Origin of the sequence: Streptomyces sp. NPDC058291, from assembly GCF_042880855.1 — a bacterium.
Classification (GTDB): domain Bacteria; phylum Actinomycetota; class Actinomycetes; order Streptomycetales; family Streptomycetaceae; genus Streptomyces.
The window spans coordinates 67,107-84,096 of record NZ_JBHVYK010000013.1 but is presented as its reverse complement, the minus strand read 5'-3'; the positions used below and the strand labels follow the sequence as shown (position 1 = coordinate 84,096).

Below are 16,990 nucleotides of genomic sequence, written 5' to 3'. Positions count from 1 at the left end.
CATTTTTTACACGGCCTCCGCACCATGCCCCGGCGGCCGGGTCATCGGCCGGCGAGCCGGAAGTCGAGGGCCGTGCAGCGGCGGCCCGCCGACACCGTGCGCACGGCCTGGCCGATCGCCTTGCGGGAGCCGACGAGGACGACCAGCTTCTTCGCGCGGGTGACGGCCGTATACAGAAGATTCCGCTGCAGCATCATCCATGCTCCGGTGGTGACGGGGATCACCACCGCGGGATATTCACTTCCCTGTGAACGGTGGATGGTCACGGCGTACGCGTGGGCCAGCTCGTCCAGTTCGTCGAATTCGTAGGGCACTTCCTCGTCCTCGTCGGTCAGCACCGTCAGGCGCTGTTCGACGGGATCGAGCGAGGTGACGACGCCCACGGTGCCGTTGAAGACGCCGTTCTCCCCCTTGTCATAGTTGTTGCGGATCTGGGTGACCTTGTCGCCGACGCGGAACACCCGGCCGCCGAACCTCTTCTCGGGGAGGTCGGGGCGGCCGGGGGTGACGGCCTGCTGGAGCAGCCCGTTGAGGGCGCCGGCGCCGGCCGGTCCGCGGTGCATGGGCGCGAGGACCTGGACGTCCCGGCGCGGGTCGAGGCCGAACCTGGCCGGGATGCGGCGCGCGGCCACGTCCACCGTGAGCCGTCCGGCCTCCTCCGTGTCGTCCTCGACGAAGAGGAAGAAGTCCTTCATGCCGTCGGTGAGGGGGTGCTGCCCGGCGTTGATCCGGTGCGCGTTGGTCACCACGCCGGACTGCTGGGCCTGGCGGAACACGCGCGTGAGACGCACGGCGGGCACCGGGCCGCCGTCGGCGAGCAGGTCGCGCAGCACCTCGCCCGCACCGACGCTGGGGAGTTGGTCGACGTCCCCGACGAAGAGCAGGTGGCCGCCCGGGGGGACCGCCTTGACCAGCTTGTTGGCGAGGAGCAGGTCCAGCATCGACGCCTCGTCGACCACCACCAGGTCGGCGTCCAGCGGGCGGTCGCGGTCGTAGGCCGCGTCCCCGCCGGGCTTGAGCTCCAGCAGGCGGTGCACGGTGGACGCCTCGGCGCCGGTCAGTTCGGCCAGCCGCTTCGCGGCGCGGCCGGTGGGCGCGGCGAGCACGACCTTCGCCTTGCGCGCGCGGGCCAGCTCCACGATCGAGCGGACCGTGAAGGACTTGCCGCAGCCGGGGCCGCCTGTGAGCACGGCGACCTTCTCGGTCAGCGCGAGCCGGACGGCCGCCTCCTGCTCGGGCGCGAGATCGGCCTTCGTCCGGCTCCTCAGCCAGGCCAGCGCCTTGTCCCAGGCCACGTCCCGGAAGGCCGGCATGCGGTCCTCGTCGGTGCGCAGCAAACGCAACAGCTGCGCCGACAGGGAGAGTTCGGCGCGATGGAAGGGGACGAGATAGACGGCGGTGACGGGCTCCCCTCCGTCGGCCGCCGGGACCTTCTCGCGGATGACTCCGGGGTCCTCGCCCTCCTGCGGCGCCGTCGCGAGCTCCGCGAGGCACTCGATGACCAGACCGGTGTCGACCTGCAGGAGCTTGACCGCGTCGGCGATCAGCCGTTCCTCGGGGAGGTAGCAGTGCCCCTGGTCGGTGGCCTGGGACAGCGCGTACTGCAGGCCCGCCTTGACCCGCTCGGGGCTGTCGTGCGGGATGCCGACGGACTGGGCGATCTTGTCCGCGGTGAGGAAGCCGATGCCCCAGACGTCGGCGGCCAGCCGGTAGGGCTGGTCCTTCACGACGGAGATCGAGGCGTCGCCGTACTTCTTGTAGATGCGGACCGCGATGGAGGTGGACACCTCGACGGTCTGGAGGAAGAGCATGACCTCCTTGATCGCCTTCTGCTCCTCCCAGGCGTCGGCGATCTTCTTCGTGCGCTTCGGACCGAGGCCGGGGACCTCGACGAGCCGTTTCGGCTCCTCCTCGATGATCTTCAGGGTGTCCATGCCGAAGTGCCGGGTGATGCGGTCGGCGAAGACCGGGCCGATGCCCTTGACCAGGCCGGAGCCCAGATAGCGGCGGATGCCCTGGACGGTGGCGGGCAGCACGGTGGTGTAGTTCTCGACGGTGAACTGCTTGCCGTACTGCGGGTGGGAGCCCCAGCGGCCCTCCATGCGCAGGGACTCGCCGACCTGGGCCCCGAGCAGCGCGCCGACGACCGTGAGGAGGTCGCCGCCGCCTCTGCCGGTGTCGACCCGGGCGACCGTGTAGCCGTTGTCCTCGTTGGCGTACGTGATGCGCTCCAGCACGCCTTCCAGCGTGGCGAGCCGCCGCTCCTCCGCCCCCTGGGCGGCCCCCGTCTGTTGGGACATGATCCGACGGTACCGCCCGCCACCGACAGGGCCGCCCGGGCCGCCTCGGGTCAGTCCTGCGCGATCGTCACGCAGGTGCCGACGACATAGCCGGTGACGCCGCTGCGGGTCACCTTCACCCAGCGCTTGCTGACGATGCCGCACTTCTCGTACGAGGCCGTGCCGTAGTACATCGTGCAGGAGGCCGAGGCGCTCTGACCCTTGTTCAGCTGGGCCAGGGCCGTGCCGCCGGTGCTGGTCGTGGAGCGGATGACCACGGTCTCGAGAGCCTTGGCCGTGCAGCTCGCCGCGGCGGCCGGGGCGGCGGCCACGAACGAGGCGCCGACCAGGGCGACGGCCCCCACGGACGCACCGAGTATCCGGCTTGCTCGCATGTCTGTTCTCCCCTGTTTCCTTGGCGCGGGCATGCCACCCGCGACGGTCGAGGGCAGCCTAGAGCCCCGCGGGTGCGCGTTCATCACGATCGGGTTTCAGCCACGCCAGGGTCTTGATTAACCCCCGTGTAATCGATTCCAATCCTTCGTACACGTCGATGTAATCGATTCCATGACTGCACGGCGTTCACGAAACCGAGTCCACGAGGAGGTGGAGCGGCGATGGCGAGCATCAAGGACGTCGCTGCCGAGGCGGGCGTCTCCGTCGCCACGGTGTCACGCGTCCTGAACGACCATCCGTCGGTCAGCGACGACGCACGCACGCGCGTGCTGGCCGCCGTCGAGGCGCTGGGCTACCGCCCGAACGCCGTCGCCCGGTCGCTGCGCACCGACCAGACCCGCACCCTCGGCCTGGTCATCAGCGACGTGATGAACCCCTACTTCACCGAGCTGGCCCGCTCCGTCGAGGAGGAGGCCCGCGCCCTCGGCTACAGCGTGATCATCGGCAACGCCGACGAACGGCCGGACCTCCAGGACCATCACGTCACGACCCTGCTGGACCGCCGGATCGACGGTCTGCTGGTCTCCCCCACCGACGGCGGCTCCCCGCGGATGCTGGACGCCGCGCGCGCGGGCACCCCGATGGTGTTCGTCGACCGGTGGATCCCCGGCCTGGACGTGCCCGTGGTCAGGTCGGACGGCCGGGCCGCCGTGCGCGACCTCGTGGCGCACCTGCACGGCCTCGGCCACCGCCGGCTCGCCATCATCGCGGGGCCCGCCGCCACCACCACCGGCAGCGAGCGCGTGGAGGCCTTCCGCGCCGCCCTGGCCGAGTACGGGCTCCCCCTCCCGGACGCCTACACGGGACAGGGCGACTTCCAGGCCGAGAGCGGCCGGCGGGTCACCGAGGGCTTCCTCGACCTGCCCGAGCCGCCCGAGGTCGTGTTCGCCGCCGACAACCTGATGGCGCTCGGCGCGCTGGACGCCGTCCGCGCGCGTGGGCTGCGCGTCCCGCAGGACCTGGCGCTCGCCGCCTTCGACGACATCCCGTGGTTCGTGCACACCGATCCGCCGATCACGGCGATCGCCCAGCCGACGGGCGAGCTGGGGCGGGCCGCCGTGCGCGCGCTCGTCGACCGCATCGAGGGACGCCCCCCGCAGTCCGTCACCTTCGCCGCCCGCCTCGTCGTGCGCCGCTCGTGCGGCGAGTCAGCGACGTGCGCGGAGTCCCCCGTAACGAACAGGAGCCAGACGTGAGCAACGCGGACGAGTTGCTGCGCATCGAAGGCATACGCAAGACCTTCCCCGGCGTGGTCGCGCTCGACGGCGTCGACTTCGACCTGCGGCGGGGCGAGGTGCATGTGCTGCTCGGCGAGAACGGCGCGGGCAAGAGCACCCTCATCAAGATGCTCTCCGGCGCCTACCGGCCCGACGCCGGGCGGATCTGGGCGGGCGGCGAGGAGGTGCGCATCCACAGTGCGCAGGACTCCGAGCGCCTCGGGATCGCCACCATCTACCAGGAGTTCAACCTCGTCCCCGATCTGACGGTGGCCGAGAACATCTTCCTGGGACGGCAGCCCCGCCGGTTCGGCGTGATCGACCGCAAGCGGATGGAGGCGGAGGCCGCCGCCCTGCTCGAGCGGGTGGGCGTGCGCGTCTCGCCCCGCGCGCGGGTGCGCGAACTCGGCATCGCCCGGCTGCAGATGGTCGAGATCGCCAAGGCGCTCAGCCTGGACGCGCGCGTGCTGATCATGGACGAGCCGACGGCCGTGCTGACCTCCGAGGAGGTCGACAAGCTCTTCGCCATCGTGCGCAGGCTGCGCGAGGACGGCGTCGGCATCGTGTCCATCACGCATCACCTGGAGGAGATCGCCGCCCTGGGCGACCGCGTCACGGTCATCCGGGACGGCAGAAGCGTCGGACAGGTGCCCGCCGCCACCCCGCAGGACGAGCTGGTCCGGCTCATGGTGGGCCGCTCCATCGAGCAGCAGTACCCCAGGGAGCGCGCCGGAACGGGCGCCGCCCTGCTGTCCGTCGAGGGCCTCACCCGCGACGGCGTCTTCCACGACGTCGGCTTCGAGGTGCGCGCCGGCGAGGTCGTCGGCATCGCCGGGCTCGTCGGCGCCGGTCGTACCGAGGTCGTACGGGCCGTCTTCGGGGCCGACCCCTACGACCGGGGGACCGTGCGGGTCGCGGGGGCGCCGCTCCCCCGGCACGACGTCAACGCGGCGATGGCCGCCGGGATCGGGCTGGTGCCCGAGGACCGCAAGGGCCAGGGGCTCGTGCTCGACCAGTCGGTCGAGGAGAACCTCGGGCTCGTGACCATGCGGGCCGCGACCCGTGGCGGGCTGGTCGACCTGAAGGGCCAGCGCGAGGCGGCGGCGCGGATCGCCGCGCAGCTGGGCGTGCGGATGGCCGGCCTCGGCCAGCAGGTGCGCACCCTGTCCGGCGGCAACCAGCAGAAGGTCGTCATCGGCAAGTGGCTGCTGGCCGACACCAGGGTGCTGATCCTCGACGAGCCCACCCGCGGGATCGACGTCGGCGCCAAGGTCGAGATCTACCAGCTGGTCAACGAGCTGACGGCGGCCGGCGCCGCGGTCCTGATGATCTCCAGCGACCTGCCCGAGGTGCTCGGCATGAGCGACCGGGTGCTGGTGATGGCCCAGGGCCGGATCGCCGGCGAACTGCCTGCCGAGCAGGCCACCCAGGACGCGGTGATGGCGCTCGCCGTCAGCGCGCCCGCCACCCCCCGTACCACCCCTACGACCACGGAAGTGGAGGCCGGCCGTGGCCGCTGACACGCATCTGAGCACTTCGGGCGCCGGTGGCGCCGCGGCGGTCCGCCGCCTGCTCCTCGACAACGGCGCGCTCACCGCGCTGATCGTCCTCGTCATCGCCATGTCGGCGCTGTCGGGCGACTTCCTGACCACGGACAACCTGCTCAACGTGGGCGTCCAGGCGGCCGTGACCGCGATCCTCGCCTTCGGCGTGACGTTCGTGATCGTCTCGGCGGGCATCGACCTGTCGGTCGGCTCGGTGGCGGCGCTGTCGGCGACCGTGCTCGCCTGGAGCGCCACGCAACACGGCGTCCCGGTGGTCGTGGCGCTGCTCCTGGCCGTCGCCACCGGCATCGCCGCCGGTCTGGTGAACGGTTTCCTCATCGCCTACGGCAAGCTGCCGCCCTTCATCGCGACGCTCGCCATGCTCTCGGTCGCGCGCGGTCTGTCGCTGGTGATCTCCGAGGGCTCGCCGATCGCCTTCCCCGACTCCGTCTCGCACCTCGGCGACACCCTCGGCGGCTGGCTGCCGGTCCCGGTGCTCGTGATGGTCGTGATGGGCCTGATCGCCGCGTTCGTGCTCGGCCGCACCTACATCGGACGGTCGATGTACGCCATCGGCGGCAACGAGGAGGCGGCCCGGCTGTCAGGGCTGCGCGTGAGGCGGCAGAAGCTGGCCATCTACGCCCTGTCCGGCGTCTTCGCGGCCGTCGCGGGCGTCGTGCTCGCCTCCCGGCTGTCGTCGGCGCAGCCGCAGGCCGCCGACGGTTACGAGCTGGACGCCATCGCCGCGGTCGTCATCGGCGGAGCCTCCCTCGCGGGCGGCACCGGCAAGGCGTCGGGCACCCTGATCGGCGCGCTGATCCTGGCGGTGCTGCGCAACGGGCTGAACCTGCTGTCGGTGTCCGCGTTCTGGCAGCAGGTCGTCATCGGCGTCGTCATCGCGCTGGCGGTGCTGCTCGACACCCTGCGCCGCAAGGCCGGAGCGACCCCGGCGGCGGCCGGGACGGGCAGCCGCGCGGGCAAGGGGCGGCAGGCGGCGACGTACGGTCTCGCGGCCGTCGTCACCGTGGCGGTCGTCGGCGCGACGTCCCTCCTGCACGGCGGGAACCCGGCGAGCGTCAACCCGAGGATCGGCCTGGCGCTGTCCACGCTGAACAACCCGTTCTTCGTGCAGATCCAGTCCGGCGCCAAGGCCGAGGCGAAGAAGCTGGGCGTGGACCTGACGGTCACCGACGCGCAGAACGACGCCTCGCAGCAGGCCAACCAGTTGCAGAACTTCACCAGTTCCGGCTACGACTCGATCATCGTCAACCCGGTCGACTCGGACGCGGCGAGCAACTCGGTGAAGGCCGCCGACAAGGCGAAGATCCCGGTCATCGCCGTCGACCGGGGCGTCAACAAGGCCACGGTGGACACGCTCGTCGCCTCCGACAACGTGGCGGGCGGCGAGCTGGCCGCGAGGACGGTCGCCGAGAAGCTGGGCGGCACCGGCAAGATCGTGATCCTCCAGGGCCAGGCCGGCACCTCCGCCGCCCGGGAGCGGGCCGCGGGCTTCGCCAAGGGCCTCAAGGCCTACCCCGGCATCCAGGTGCTCGCCCAGCAGCCGGCCGATTTCGACCGCACCAAGGGACTCGACGTCATGTCGAACCTGCTCCAGGCGCACCCGGACGTCCAGGGCGTCATCGCGGCCAACGATGAGATGGCGCTCGGCGCGATCAAGGCGCTGGGCTCCAAGGCCGGCACGTCCGTCCAGGTCGTCGGCTTCGACGGCACGCCCGACGGCCTCAAGGCCGTCGAACAGGGCACGCTGTACGCGTCGGTGGCGCAGCAGCCGTCCCAGCTGGGCAAGATCGCCGTGGACAACGCGCTGAAGGCGCTGCGGGGCAAGAAGGTCGAGGAGACGGTGAAGGTGCCGGTGAAGGTGGTCACCGAGAAGAACGTGGCCGGTTTCAGCGGCTGACATCGCACGGGAAGGCGGGCGGTCCCCCGAGCGGGACCGCCCGCCTCACGTCACGTATCAGGGGAGTTCTTTCCATGTACGACTACGACCTGCTGGTCGTGGGCTCGGCCAACGCCGACCTGGTGATCGGCGTCGAGCGCAGGCCGGGGGCCGGGGAGACGGTGCTCGGCTCCGACCTGGCCGTGCACCCCGGCGGCAAGGGCGCGAACCAGGCCGTCGCGGCCGCGCGCCTCGGGGCCCGTACGGCCCTGCTGGCCCGGGTCGGCGACGACGCGCACGGACGGCTGCTGCTCGACGCGCAGCGGGCGGCCGGGGTCGACACGGCGGGCGTGCTGGCGGGCGGGGCGCCGACGGGGGTCGCGCTGATCACCGTGGACCCCTCGGGCGACAACAGCATCGTGGTGTCGCCGGGCGCGAACGGCCGGCTGACCCCGGCGGACGTCCGCGCCGCGAGCGGCCTGCTGCGCGCCTCGCGGGTGGTGTCGGCGCAGTTGGAGATCCCCTTGGAGACGGTCGTGACGGTCGCGGCGAGCCTCGGGCCGGACAGCCGGTTCGTGCTCAACCCCTCCCCGCCGCGCCCGCTGCCCGTCGCGCTGCTCGCGGCCTGCGACCCGCTGATCGTCAACGAGCACGAGGCGAAGGTGATCCTCGGCGGGACGGGCGGCGACGTGGGCGGCGGACCCGAGGACTGGGCGCGGCGGCTGCTCGCGAAGGGGCCGCGGTCGGTGGTAGTCACGCTCGGCGCGCGGGGCGCGCTGGTGGCGTCGACGGACGGCGGCGTGCAGCACGTCGCCCCCGTCAGGGTGGACGCCGTGGACACGACGGGCGCGGGCGACGCGTTCACCGCGGCGCTGGCCTGGCGGCTGGGCCAGGGCGCCTCGCTCGCGGAGGCGGCGGCGTACGCGGCGCGGGTGGGGGCGGTGTCGGTGACCCGCAGGGGCGCGCAGGAGTCGTTCCCGACCGCCGACGAGGTCGACGCGCTGTGAAGAAGGCGGGGATCCTCAACCGTCATCTGGCCGGGGCACTCGCCGAGTTGGGGCACGGCGACGGGGTGCTGGTGTGCGACGCGGGCATGCCGATACCGGACGGGCCGCGCGTGGTCGACCTCGCCTTCCGGGCGGGGGTGCCGTCGTTCGGGGAGGTGGTCGACGGGCTGCTCGCCGAACTGGTCGTGGAGGGCGCGACGGCGGCGGCGGAGGTGCGGGACGCCAACCCGGCGGCGCACGCGCTCCTGACGGACCGCCTGACGGGGCTGTCCTACGTCCCGCACGAGGAGCTGAAGAGGCTGTCGGCGGGGGCGCGGCTGGTGGTGCGCACGGGCGAGGCACGGCCGTACGCGAACGTGCTGCTGCGGTGCGGGGTGTTCTTCTGACCCTGCGCGGAGCCGCCGCCCGACGGGCGGCGGGCGTCGGGCGGGCGACGGGCGGGCGCCTCCCGGCGTCGGCTTCGTCCCGAACGTGTCCGGATCAGGAAGCGGGCGGCGGGCGGGCGTCGGGCGGCCCTCGGTCGGGCCTCGGGCGGGCGCCTCCCGGCGTCGGCTTCGTCCCGAACGTGTCCGGATCAGGTCACACGGCGATCAACGACGTTGCGTCCGCAACGGGTTGTGAGACAGCATGTTCGAACGGGTATGTGATGTGTACGTGACGCACGGGGGTGACACACGTGAAGTTCGACATGGGATCCACGGCTCTCTCTGACCTGGGCAAGAGCACGGTCGGTTCGAGCACCGACCTGGGCACGCTGATCCGCGGACTCGTCCAGGCTGCCGAGCCGCTGGAAGGCAAGTTCAACGGCTCCGGCAAGGTCGCCTTCGACTCGTTCAAGCTGCGGGCGGACGAGATCACCGCCGCGCTCAACGAGTCGCTCGGCGCGATCCTCGAAGGCCAGGGCGGCATGGACACCGCGTTCGCCGGCGGTGACACCGAGCAGCATGACAACGCCCACAAGAACATGGGCGCCGCCAACTTCGACGCGGCCCGCTTCGGCGCGCGCTAGCCGCAGGGCCAGGACGCAGACAGACAACCACAGGGGGTTGGTGACCATGGGTCAGAATCTGGACCGCCGCTCGTACGACACCGACGCGTCGAGCGAGGTGCAGGGTGGACTGCAGGGAATCGTCGGTCAGTTGGAGCGCGTGCTCGCCGACCGCGACAAGGCCGTGAAGGCCGCCATGGCCGACTTCCAGGCCGACGGGGTGTCCGAGGAGTACCACGGCAAGGAACTGCGCTGGAACCGGGCGGCCAACGAGGTGCGCAGCATCATCCAGCTGGTGCGCAGCACGCTGGAGGACAACGACGGGACGGCCCAGTCGACGATGGCGAAGGCGCGGGCGGCGGTCGACAACATCGGCTGATGCGCGGCGTCGACGCGGCGACGGAACACGTAGGTCACGGGGAGTACGGGGTATCCACATGACGGGGTGGGACATCTCGCCGTCGGGCGTGCAACACGTTCTCACGGAGACGGCGAAGGCGGCCGAGGGCCTCTCGAACACCGGTAAGGCGCTGCAGGAGACGGGGCCGAGCGCGGCCGCGTCCGCCGGCACGATCCAGCAGGGCGGCGTGGAGAAGAGCGGCGTCCAGGGACCGGTCGCCGCGGCGCTGGGCGAGTTCTTCACGGCCTACCAGGAAAAGCTGGCGTACGTCGCGGTGCGCACGTCGAACTCCCTCAACGGGGCGGCCACCGCGACCAACGCCTACGTCAAGGGCGATCTGGACATGGCCGCGCAGGCTCAGGCGAAGGCGCTGAAGGAACCGAAGATCGACCTGCCGGGAGCGGGCGGACAGCAGGGGGGCCAGTGACCGCGGACCTCATCGACCCGCAGAACATTCCGCAGTTCACCGGCGACCTGGAGCAACTGGGCACGGACTCGATGCTTCTGACGGCGGAGGCGCTCGCCTTCCGGCAGTCAGGGTCGGACGTGCACACCCGCTTCCAGGGGCTGTCGGCGTGCTACTCGGCCCCCGAGGCCGACCAGCTGTTCGCCACGACAGCGCCGGTGGCCGCCAAGGCCGACGAGTTCGCCGACGACCTGGAGAAGGTGGCGGCCGCCCTCACCTCGTACGAGACCGAGGTCCAGCCGCTCGTGGCCAAGCTGAGGAGCCTCAAGCAGCGTGCGGAGGCTTTCCGCAGCGACATCGCGGGAGACGACCACTGGCGCGAGGACGACGACAACGTCCAGCTCAACAACGACCTGGTGCACGACGTCACCGCCACCTCGGTCGCCTTCTGGCAGGCGGAGATCACCTGCCACAACACGATCACCGCGCTGGTGGGCGGGACGACGCTGATCCTCGAGGACGGCGCACAGAAACGGCTGCTGAAACGCGGCACCAGCACCTACGGCTTCACCGCCGACCTCCTGAACCAGTCCGAGGAACTGCCCTGGGGCAAGACCGTGGAGAAGGAGCGTCACGGACTGGACTGGCTGGGCCACCAGCTGCTCGACTTCGGCAAGGGCTTCGTCGTCGACGGCGTGTGGGGCACGATCCGCGGCCTGGGCACCTTCGTCGGCGTCGACGGCTGGGACGCGGCCGGCCAGGCCTGGACAGGCCTCGGCAAGCTCGCGACGGGCCTGGCCATCACCGCGACCCCGGTCCTCGGGAGCGTGTACTGGACGATGCCCGAGGACAAGCTGCCCGGCTATCTGCGCGAGTCCCGCAACACGGTCAAGGAGGCGGGCAAGGCGCTGGTGGCCTGGGACGAGTGGGGCAAGAACCCCGCCCGGGCGGGCGGCGCGGTCACCTTCAACGTCCTGACCACGATCTTCACCGGAGGCGCCGGCACCGCCGCGAAGGGCGGAGCGCTCGCCCGCACCCTCGGCGCACTCGGCAAGACGGCACGTCTGGTCGACCCGATGACCTACCTCGGCAAGGCCGCGAAGTTCGGCACGGTCAAGGTCGCCGACCTGTTCGCCGGCCTGAAGGGCGTGCACGCGGGCGCCTACGACGACCTCCTCACCGGAGCGGGACGTGTCCAGCCGGACGGCAGCGTGCTGCGGATCGCCGACGACCTGCCGGTCATCCGCGACAACGTCGTGGAGTGGCCGGACGGAACCCGCCTCAACCTCGACGACGGCTCGGTCCTCCGACCGGACGGGACAGCGGCCCCGGCGAAGGTCGAACTGTCGGCGGCGGACCGGGACTTGCTGCGGCACAGCCTGCCGCACGACGAAGGGGCGCTGGTCGGTGCGGGCGACCGGGCAGGCGCCCACGCCGCCGGGGACACGGCCGGCCACGTCGGCGGCGACGCGACGGCCCGGGGCGGCGGGAACACGACGCCGACCGCGCACGCCACCGACCACGCGGGGAGCGGCCGGGGCACCGACACGGTCCCGGCACGCGACACCGGCGGACATGCGACGGGCGGCGACCACGGTCACACGGGCGGCGGCACAGACTCCGGGCACGTTCCCGCCCAGCACGGCGGGACCGGGGGCGGCCACGGGGGCGGTCACGGTGCGGACGGAACGCCGTCCGGCAGTCACAACCCGCTGGAGCACGAACGCGAGATCATGCGACGGCAGGTCGAGCGGGCCAACAACGATCCCCAGTGGTTCAAGGAGAACTACCGCGACAACGGCTACCGACTCTCGACGGAGGCCAAGGGGGGCTACAGCCAAGCCGTGCCCCAGCTCGTACGCAATCCGTTCGCGCCGCCCGAGTGGATCGCGGCCAGCGACATGCCACCGGCGATCAAAGAGCACTACGTGCACAAGGATCCCGTCGTCGGCCACCGCTCGGACCTCTCCCCCGAGACCCTGCACCACCTCGACGACCAGGCGGCGAAGCGGCACGCGGCCGTCACGGCCGACAACGCCGCGGAGCGCAGGCTCGAGGCCGCTGAAAAGGCGTACACCGCGCACCCCACGGACGAGTTGTCCGCCGCCAGGGACCACGCCAACGCGGCCCACAAGCCGCTCCACGCCGACGCGAACCGACAGAGCGAACTGCTCGGCGAAGACGCCGCCGAACACCACGCCATACCCGAGCACTACGAGGGCGCGGTGCGCCTGGACGACGGGGCGTTCGGGAACAACCGCTTCGACCAGGTGTACCGGGCCCAGGACGGCCGGTACGTCGTCGTCGAGGCCAAGGGTTCCACGAAGGCCGACCTCGGCGTGCGCAAGGGGCACAGCGGGCGATTGGTGACCCAGGGGACGCGGGAGTACTTCCAAACCATTCTCGACCAGATGGAAATGCGGGCTGAAAGAAACGAAATCAAGGCCGAGAAGACCGGAAACCAAGACCTGCTCAAAGCAGCTGAGGCCGAACGCAAGCTGGCGGAGGATCTGAGCACGGCTCTCAAGCGGGGCCAGGTGGACTACGTCCTCGTCAAAGCCAAGTTCGACGGGCCTAAGTACGCTGGCTACGAGATGCTGCAGTTCAACATCACGAAATGAGGACCCGCACATGCCGACGAGGATTTCGCGGCCGCCGGCGGAAGGAAGTCACCCCGATCCGGAAGGGCTGCGGCAGAGAATCAATGCGCGCACCCTGAAGGACGTTGAGGACCTGGAGGTGTATCCCGACAGCCTCGGTATGACGTTCAGCCGGGCGAGTCAGAGGGCCGCGCTCCTGTGCACCGAGGATCCCACCGCCAAGATGCTCGAGACCTGGGAGGCCTGGGTCATGGCCATGCAGGTGGGGTCGGCGCTCTTCGCCTCGGCGACCGCTCCCGAGGGTTCCACCGTCGAGTGTGTGATCGCTCATGAGGTCCGGACGATCCCCGCCGTGGGGCCCACCCACTTCACGGACGCCGGGACCTGGCTGGACGCCTTCTGGCTGGCGGTCGTCTGCCGGGACCAGGCGCGGATGACCGCGTTGTGCCAGGTGCCGATCGAGACGCTGCGGGCCTCCGGGGCCGTGTTCGAGGAGTACATCTACCACTGGGTGGACGCCCTCCAGACGTACTGGCTGGAACGGCCGGGCCTCGGGGACAAGCTGGTCGCCGCGTTCGACGGGACCGACCCGGACCGGCTGCGGATCGTGGACCGGGAACTGATGCTCAAGGTCCTGTTCCCGCCGCTCAACCTCTTCCACCGGTTCGTCGCCCAGGACCCCGTCAAGTTCAACGAGGCACTCGTCCGCGCGCTCGAACTGCACAAGGAGTACTGGACCGCCGACCCGGAACGCGAGGAGTCCGGCGACGGTGACGTGCCTCTCGCCATCCTCGCGATCACCTGCCTCGCGTACGATGCCGGCCGCCCGATCGACGTCGAGTCCGAGTACCTTCCCGAGCACTTGCTCAAGCGCAGTTGGCTGGGCGAGTTCCCGACGTGAGGGACGTGAGGCAGGTGAACCGGTTTGACCGCTCAGGAATATGACAGTCAGCTTCTCGAGTCCGTTTCCGTGCGGCGGCGGCGGTTGCGGGACGCCTTGTTGTTCGGGGCTCAGCGGCAGCGGCGAGCCGTGGACGAGCGGGTGGGGAAGGTGGTCGCGGGAATGGTCATCGCGGCCGTGTTGTGCGCGGGGTGCGTTGGGTGGTCGTTCGTGTCGCACCGGGTGATCGGGCAGGGCACGAGCCCGTACTCCCCCGGAGTTTCCACGCCTTCCGGCAGTCCTACGAGCCGGTGATAGGTTCGCGAACGTGATGTCTACGGGGGCCATGAGTCGTCAGGCGGCCGGCGGGCCGGCAGTGCTGAGTCGCGTCACCCTCGTCGGTGAGCGGCGACGCGTCGACCTCGTGCTGCCGGCGCAGGAGCCGGTCGGGGTGCTGCTGCCCGAGATCATGCGGTTGCTGGACGACCGCGTGGAGGGCCGGCCCGCGTCGCGTCACCTCGTGACGGTGGACGGCTCCGCGCTCGATCACGACAGCACACTGGAGACGGCGGGCATCCGCGACGGCGCCGTGCTGCGTCTCGTCCGCGCGGAGGACGCTCCGCCCGCCCCCGTCGTGCACGACGTCAGCGACGAGGTGGCGGAAGGTCTCGGCCACCGGTCGGGGCAGTGGGGCCCTGTCGCGCGGCGGATCACCGCGGGGGTCGCGTGCGTGGGCTGGGCGGTCGTGGCCGCCCTGTTCGCACGTGCGCAGTACGACCGTTCCGTCGTCGCCGGTGCGCTGCTCGCCGCCGCCGGTGCGGCCGGGGTGGCCGGCGCGGTCCTGGGGCGGCTGCGCAGGCAGGCGCCGGCGGTGACCCTGCTGTGCGCCGGTGGCGCGCTCGGCGTGCTGGGCGCGTGGAGCCTCGTCGACGTACTCGGCGGGGAATCCGCGGGCGCTCTGCGGCTTGCCGGGGTGGCCGCCGTGAGCGCGCTGGTCCTCGTCCTGCTCGGGCTGTTCACGCCCCTGGGGCGGGGCGGTGTCGTGGGCGCCGCCGCCGTGGCCCTGACCGCCGTCGGCTGGGAGGCCGCCGTCGCCGTGCAGTCCGGCGCCGGGACGGCGGAGCAGCAGGCCCGGGTCGGCGCGGTCCTCGGCGTGGTCTGCGTGGTGGCGCTCGGCGTGCTGCCGCGGCTCGCGCTGATGGCGTCCGGTCTCTCCGGGCTCGACGACCGGCGGGCCGGCGGGGTCTCCGTCAGCCGCTACCAGGTGTCCGCCGCTCTGGCCGCGGCTCATCGCGGGCTGGTGCTCGCCACGATCACCGTGGCCGGGTCGGCTGCCGCGGCCGCCGTCCTGGCGGTGCGGTCCGTCTCCGCGTGGACGGTGTCGCTCGCCGCGGTCGTCGCGGTGGTGCTCGCTCTGCGGGCCCGGGCGTTTCCGCTGATCGCCGAGGTGGTCGCGCTGCTGGCCGCCGCGGCCGGGGTCGCCGTACGGTTGCTGACGGTATGGGCGGAGCGGTCCTCGACGGCTGCTCCGCTGGCCGTGCTCGTCGTGTTGGCGGTCCTGCCGCTGGCCGTGCTCGCCGTGCAGCCGGCCGAGCATGTGCGGGTGCGGTTGCGGCGGTTCGGCGACCTGCTCGAGTCGGTGGGGGTCGTCACGCTGCTTCCGCTGCTCGTCGGCGTGTTCGGTGTGTACGGGCGACTGCTCGACACCTTCGCTTAGGAGGCGCGGCGGCATGACGCAGGGGGACCAGCGGCGGCAGCGGCCGTCGGCGCGCGGCGGCGGTGACTGGCAGCGGGATGTGCTGCGGGAGCTGGGCGGCGCCGTGGGAGGCGGCCGGCCCGACGCGGGTGCGCCGGCCGGTACGGGAGCGGGTGGCGGCCGGGAGGCTGCCTCCGGGCGGCCCGCGGAGCCCGCGCTCCGGCTCGTACACCCCGCGCCCGAGCGCCCCTCGGCCACCGAGGCGGAAGCTGGAGTGGAAACGGGAGCGGGAGCGGACGCCGAAGCGGGAGCGGGAGCGGGAGCGGGAGCGGAAGTCGGCGCCGGGAGCGACGCGTCCGGCCCGCACACACCCGGCCCGCACCTTCCCGGTTCGTCCATACCCGGCTCGCCCGTATCCGGCCCGCACATACCCGGCCCGCACATACCCGGCCCGCCCGTATCCAGCCCGCACCTGTCCGGCCCGGTGCCGCAGCCTTCCGACGAGCCGGGACGGGAGCGGCCCGCGGCGTCCCCGCCGCCCGCGACGCCCGCCGGGCCCGTGCGCGATCCCCGCCTTCCGGCGGCCCCCGCGCCCGAGTCGTCCCCCACCCTCGATCCGCGTCTCCTCCTCGCCCTGGGACGGCCCCTGCACGGCGATTCCGTGACCCGGCGCACGGGGCGGGCGTTTCGCAAACTCACCTCGTCCGTCGCGCAGGACGTCGCCGAACAGACGCGGATCGCGCGCGAGTTGCAGCAGCCCGTGACGACGGGCCGGGTGGTGGCCGTCACCTCCATTCGCGGGGGCGTCGGCAAGTCCACCGTCTCCGCGTTGCTCGGACGCACCCTCAACCACTACCGGCACGACCTGGTGCTGACGATGGAGGCGGACGCCGCGCTGGGCACCCTGCCCGTGCGCATGGGCGCGGAGGCGGTGCGCTGGACGTGCGCCGATCTCGCGCCGATCCTCAACCCGTCCATGCGGCTGACGGACGTGACCGGCTATCTGGTGCCGGTGTCGGACGGCGGCTGGCTGCTGCCCGCGAGCCGGGGCCAGGTCGGCGCGCCGCTCGACATGAGGACGTACCGCAAGGTGACGCTGGCGTTGCGCCGCTACTTCGCCGTGACCGTCGTCGACTGCGAGTCGCTCCCGGGCGAGGTGGCCCGTACGGCCATGGACACCGCGCACGCCCGGGTCGTGGTCGCGCCGATGACGGCGGAGGGCGTCGGCGCGACCCGTCACGTGCTGGACTGGCTGGCGCGGCTGCCGCACTCGGCGCTGGCCTCCACGGTCGTCGCGCTGGTCTGCGGCAGTCCCGACACCGTCCTCGACGACAAGGCGGCCGCCGGGCATCTCCGGGAGACGGGCGTCACCGTCGTCACCGTGCCGTACGACCGTCATCTGGCCGGGGGCGGGCCCATCCGCACCGACCTGCTGGCGCAGACCACGCAGCACGCCGTTCTCCGGCTGGCCGCCGAGGTGATGGGGCGCGCGGTGAGGGTGCGATGAGCACCCGGCCGCCCCGGACCCGCCCGCGCTCGACACGGAGTCGTCCGTACTCGACACGGAGTCGTCCGTACTCGACACGGAGTCGTCCGTACTCGACACGGAGTCGTCCGTAC

15 protein-coding genes are annotated in these 16,990 nt (G+C 72.0%); 13 read left to right on the top strand and 2 right to left on the bottom strand.

Going from position 1 to position 16,990, the window contains the following annotated elements:
• Nucleotides 1–41 precede the first annotated feature (41 nt).
• Both ACFVYK_RS09460 and ACFVYK_RS09455 read right to left on the bottom strand, forming a co-directional pair.
• A complete protein-coding gene (locus ACFVYK_RS09460; RefSeq protein ID WP_389770665.1) occupies nt 42–2,300 on the bottom strand; it encodes an ATP-dependent RecD-like DNA helicase in 2,259 nt (752 codons plus the stop codon).
• 50 nt (nt 2,301–2,350) lie between these two features.
• Nucleotides 2,351–2,674, bottom strand: a complete 324-nt coding sequence (locus ACFVYK_RS09455; RefSeq protein ID WP_389770663.1) for a hypothetical protein — start codon at nt 2,672–2,674, stop codon at nt 2,351–2,353.
• A 222-nt stretch (nt 2,675–2,896) separates the two neighbouring features.
• Here ACFVYK_RS09455 and ACFVYK_RS09450 point away from each other — a divergent pair, with 222 nt between their 5' ends.
• From ACFVYK_RS09450 to ACFVYK_RS09390, 13 genes are all read left to right on the top strand, one after another.
• Nucleotides 2,897–3,931 (top strand): LacI family DNA-binding transcriptional regulator, encoded by a 1,035-nt coding sequence (locus ACFVYK_RS09450; protein WP_389770660.1) that lies wholly within the window; start codon nt 2,897–2,899, stop codon nt 3,929–3,931.
• The gene (locus ACFVYK_RS09445) at nt 3,928–5,472 is read left to right on the top strand and encodes a sugar ABC transporter ATP-binding protein (protein ID WP_389770657.1); all 1,545 of its coding nucleotides are present in this window, start codon (nt 3,928–3,930) and stop codon (nt 5,470–5,472) included. Before ACFVYK_RS09450 ends, ACFVYK_RS09445 begins: the two co-directional genes overlap by 4 nt.
• Nucleotides 5,462–7,414: a substrate-binding domain-containing protein gene (locus ACFVYK_RS09440; RefSeq protein WP_389770654.1), complete on the top strand. Its 1,953-nt coding sequence runs from the start codon at nt 5,462–5,464 to the stop codon at nt 7,412–7,414. The genes ACFVYK_RS09445 and ACFVYK_RS09440 overlap by 11 nt, the downstream gene beginning before the upstream one ends.
• A 74-nt stretch (nt 7,415–7,488) precedes the next feature.
• A complete protein-coding gene (locus ACFVYK_RS09435; RefSeq protein WP_389770651.1) occupies nt 7,489–8,400 on the top strand; it encodes a ribokinase in 912 nt (303 codons plus the stop codon).
• The gene (gene rbsD, locus ACFVYK_RS09430; RefSeq protein ID WP_389770648.1) at nt 8,397–8,786 is read left to right on the top strand and encodes a D-ribose pyranase; all 390 of its coding nucleotides are present in this window, start codon (nt 8,397–8,399) and stop codon (nt 8,784–8,786) included. The genes ACFVYK_RS09435 and rbsD overlap by 4 nt, the downstream gene beginning before the upstream one ends.
• Before the next feature lie 290 nt (nt 8,787–9,076).
• Nucleotides 9,077–9,409 (top strand): hypothetical protein, encoded by a 333-nt coding sequence (locus tag ACFVYK_RS09425; RefSeq protein WP_389770646.1) that lies wholly within the window; start codon nt 9,077–9,079, stop codon nt 9,407–9,409.
• Nucleotides 9,410–9,455: 46 nt separating this feature from the next.
• The gene (locus ACFVYK_RS09420) at nt 9,456–9,767 is read left to right on the top strand and encodes a pore-forming ESAT-6 family protein (RefSeq protein ID WP_389770643.1); all 312 of its coding nucleotides are present in this window, start codon (nt 9,456–9,458) and stop codon (nt 9,765–9,767) included.
• A gap of 58 nt (nt 9,768–9,825) precedes the next feature.
• Nucleotides 9,826–10,215 (top strand): DUF6507 family protein, encoded by a 390-nt coding sequence (locus tag ACFVYK_RS09415; protein WP_389770641.1) that lies wholly within the window; start codon nt 9,826–9,828, stop codon nt 10,213–10,215.
• Nucleotides 10,212–12,815 carry a hypothetical protein gene (locus tag ACFVYK_RS09410; RefSeq protein ID WP_389770639.1) on the top strand — a complete coding sequence of 868 codons (2,604 nt, stop codon included), beginning with the start codon at nt 10,212–10,214 and terminating at the stop codon, nt 12,813–12,815. Before ACFVYK_RS09415 ends, ACFVYK_RS09410 begins: the two co-directional genes overlap by 4 nt.
• A 118-nt stretch (nt 12,816–12,933) precedes the next feature.
• On the top strand, nt 12,934–13,695 hold the full coding sequence (locus ACFVYK_RS09405) for an immunity 49 family protein (RefSeq protein WP_389770636.1): 762 nt from the start codon (nt 12,934–12,936) through the stop codon (nt 13,693–13,695).
• A gap of 24 nt (nt 13,696–13,719) precedes the next feature.
• A complete protein-coding gene (locus tag ACFVYK_RS09400) occupies nt 13,720–13,989 on the top strand; it encodes a hypothetical protein (RefSeq protein ID WP_389770633.1) in 270 nt (89 codons plus the stop codon).
• A 31-nt stretch (nt 13,990–14,020) separates the two neighbouring features.
• Nucleotides 14,021–15,391 carry a type VII secretion integral membrane protein EccD gene (gene eccD / locus ACFVYK_RS09395; RefSeq protein ID WP_389770630.1) on the top strand — a complete coding sequence of 457 codons (1,371 nt, stop codon included), beginning with the start codon at nt 14,021–14,023 and terminating at the stop codon, nt 15,389–15,391.
• Nucleotides 15,392–15,404: 13 nt separating this feature from the next.
• Nucleotides 15,405–16,877, top strand: a complete 1,473-nt coding sequence (locus tag ACFVYK_RS09390; RefSeq protein WP_389770627.1) for a hypothetical protein — start codon at nt 15,405–15,407, stop codon at nt 16,875–16,877.
• Nucleotides 16,878–16,990: the final 113 nt, after the last annotated feature.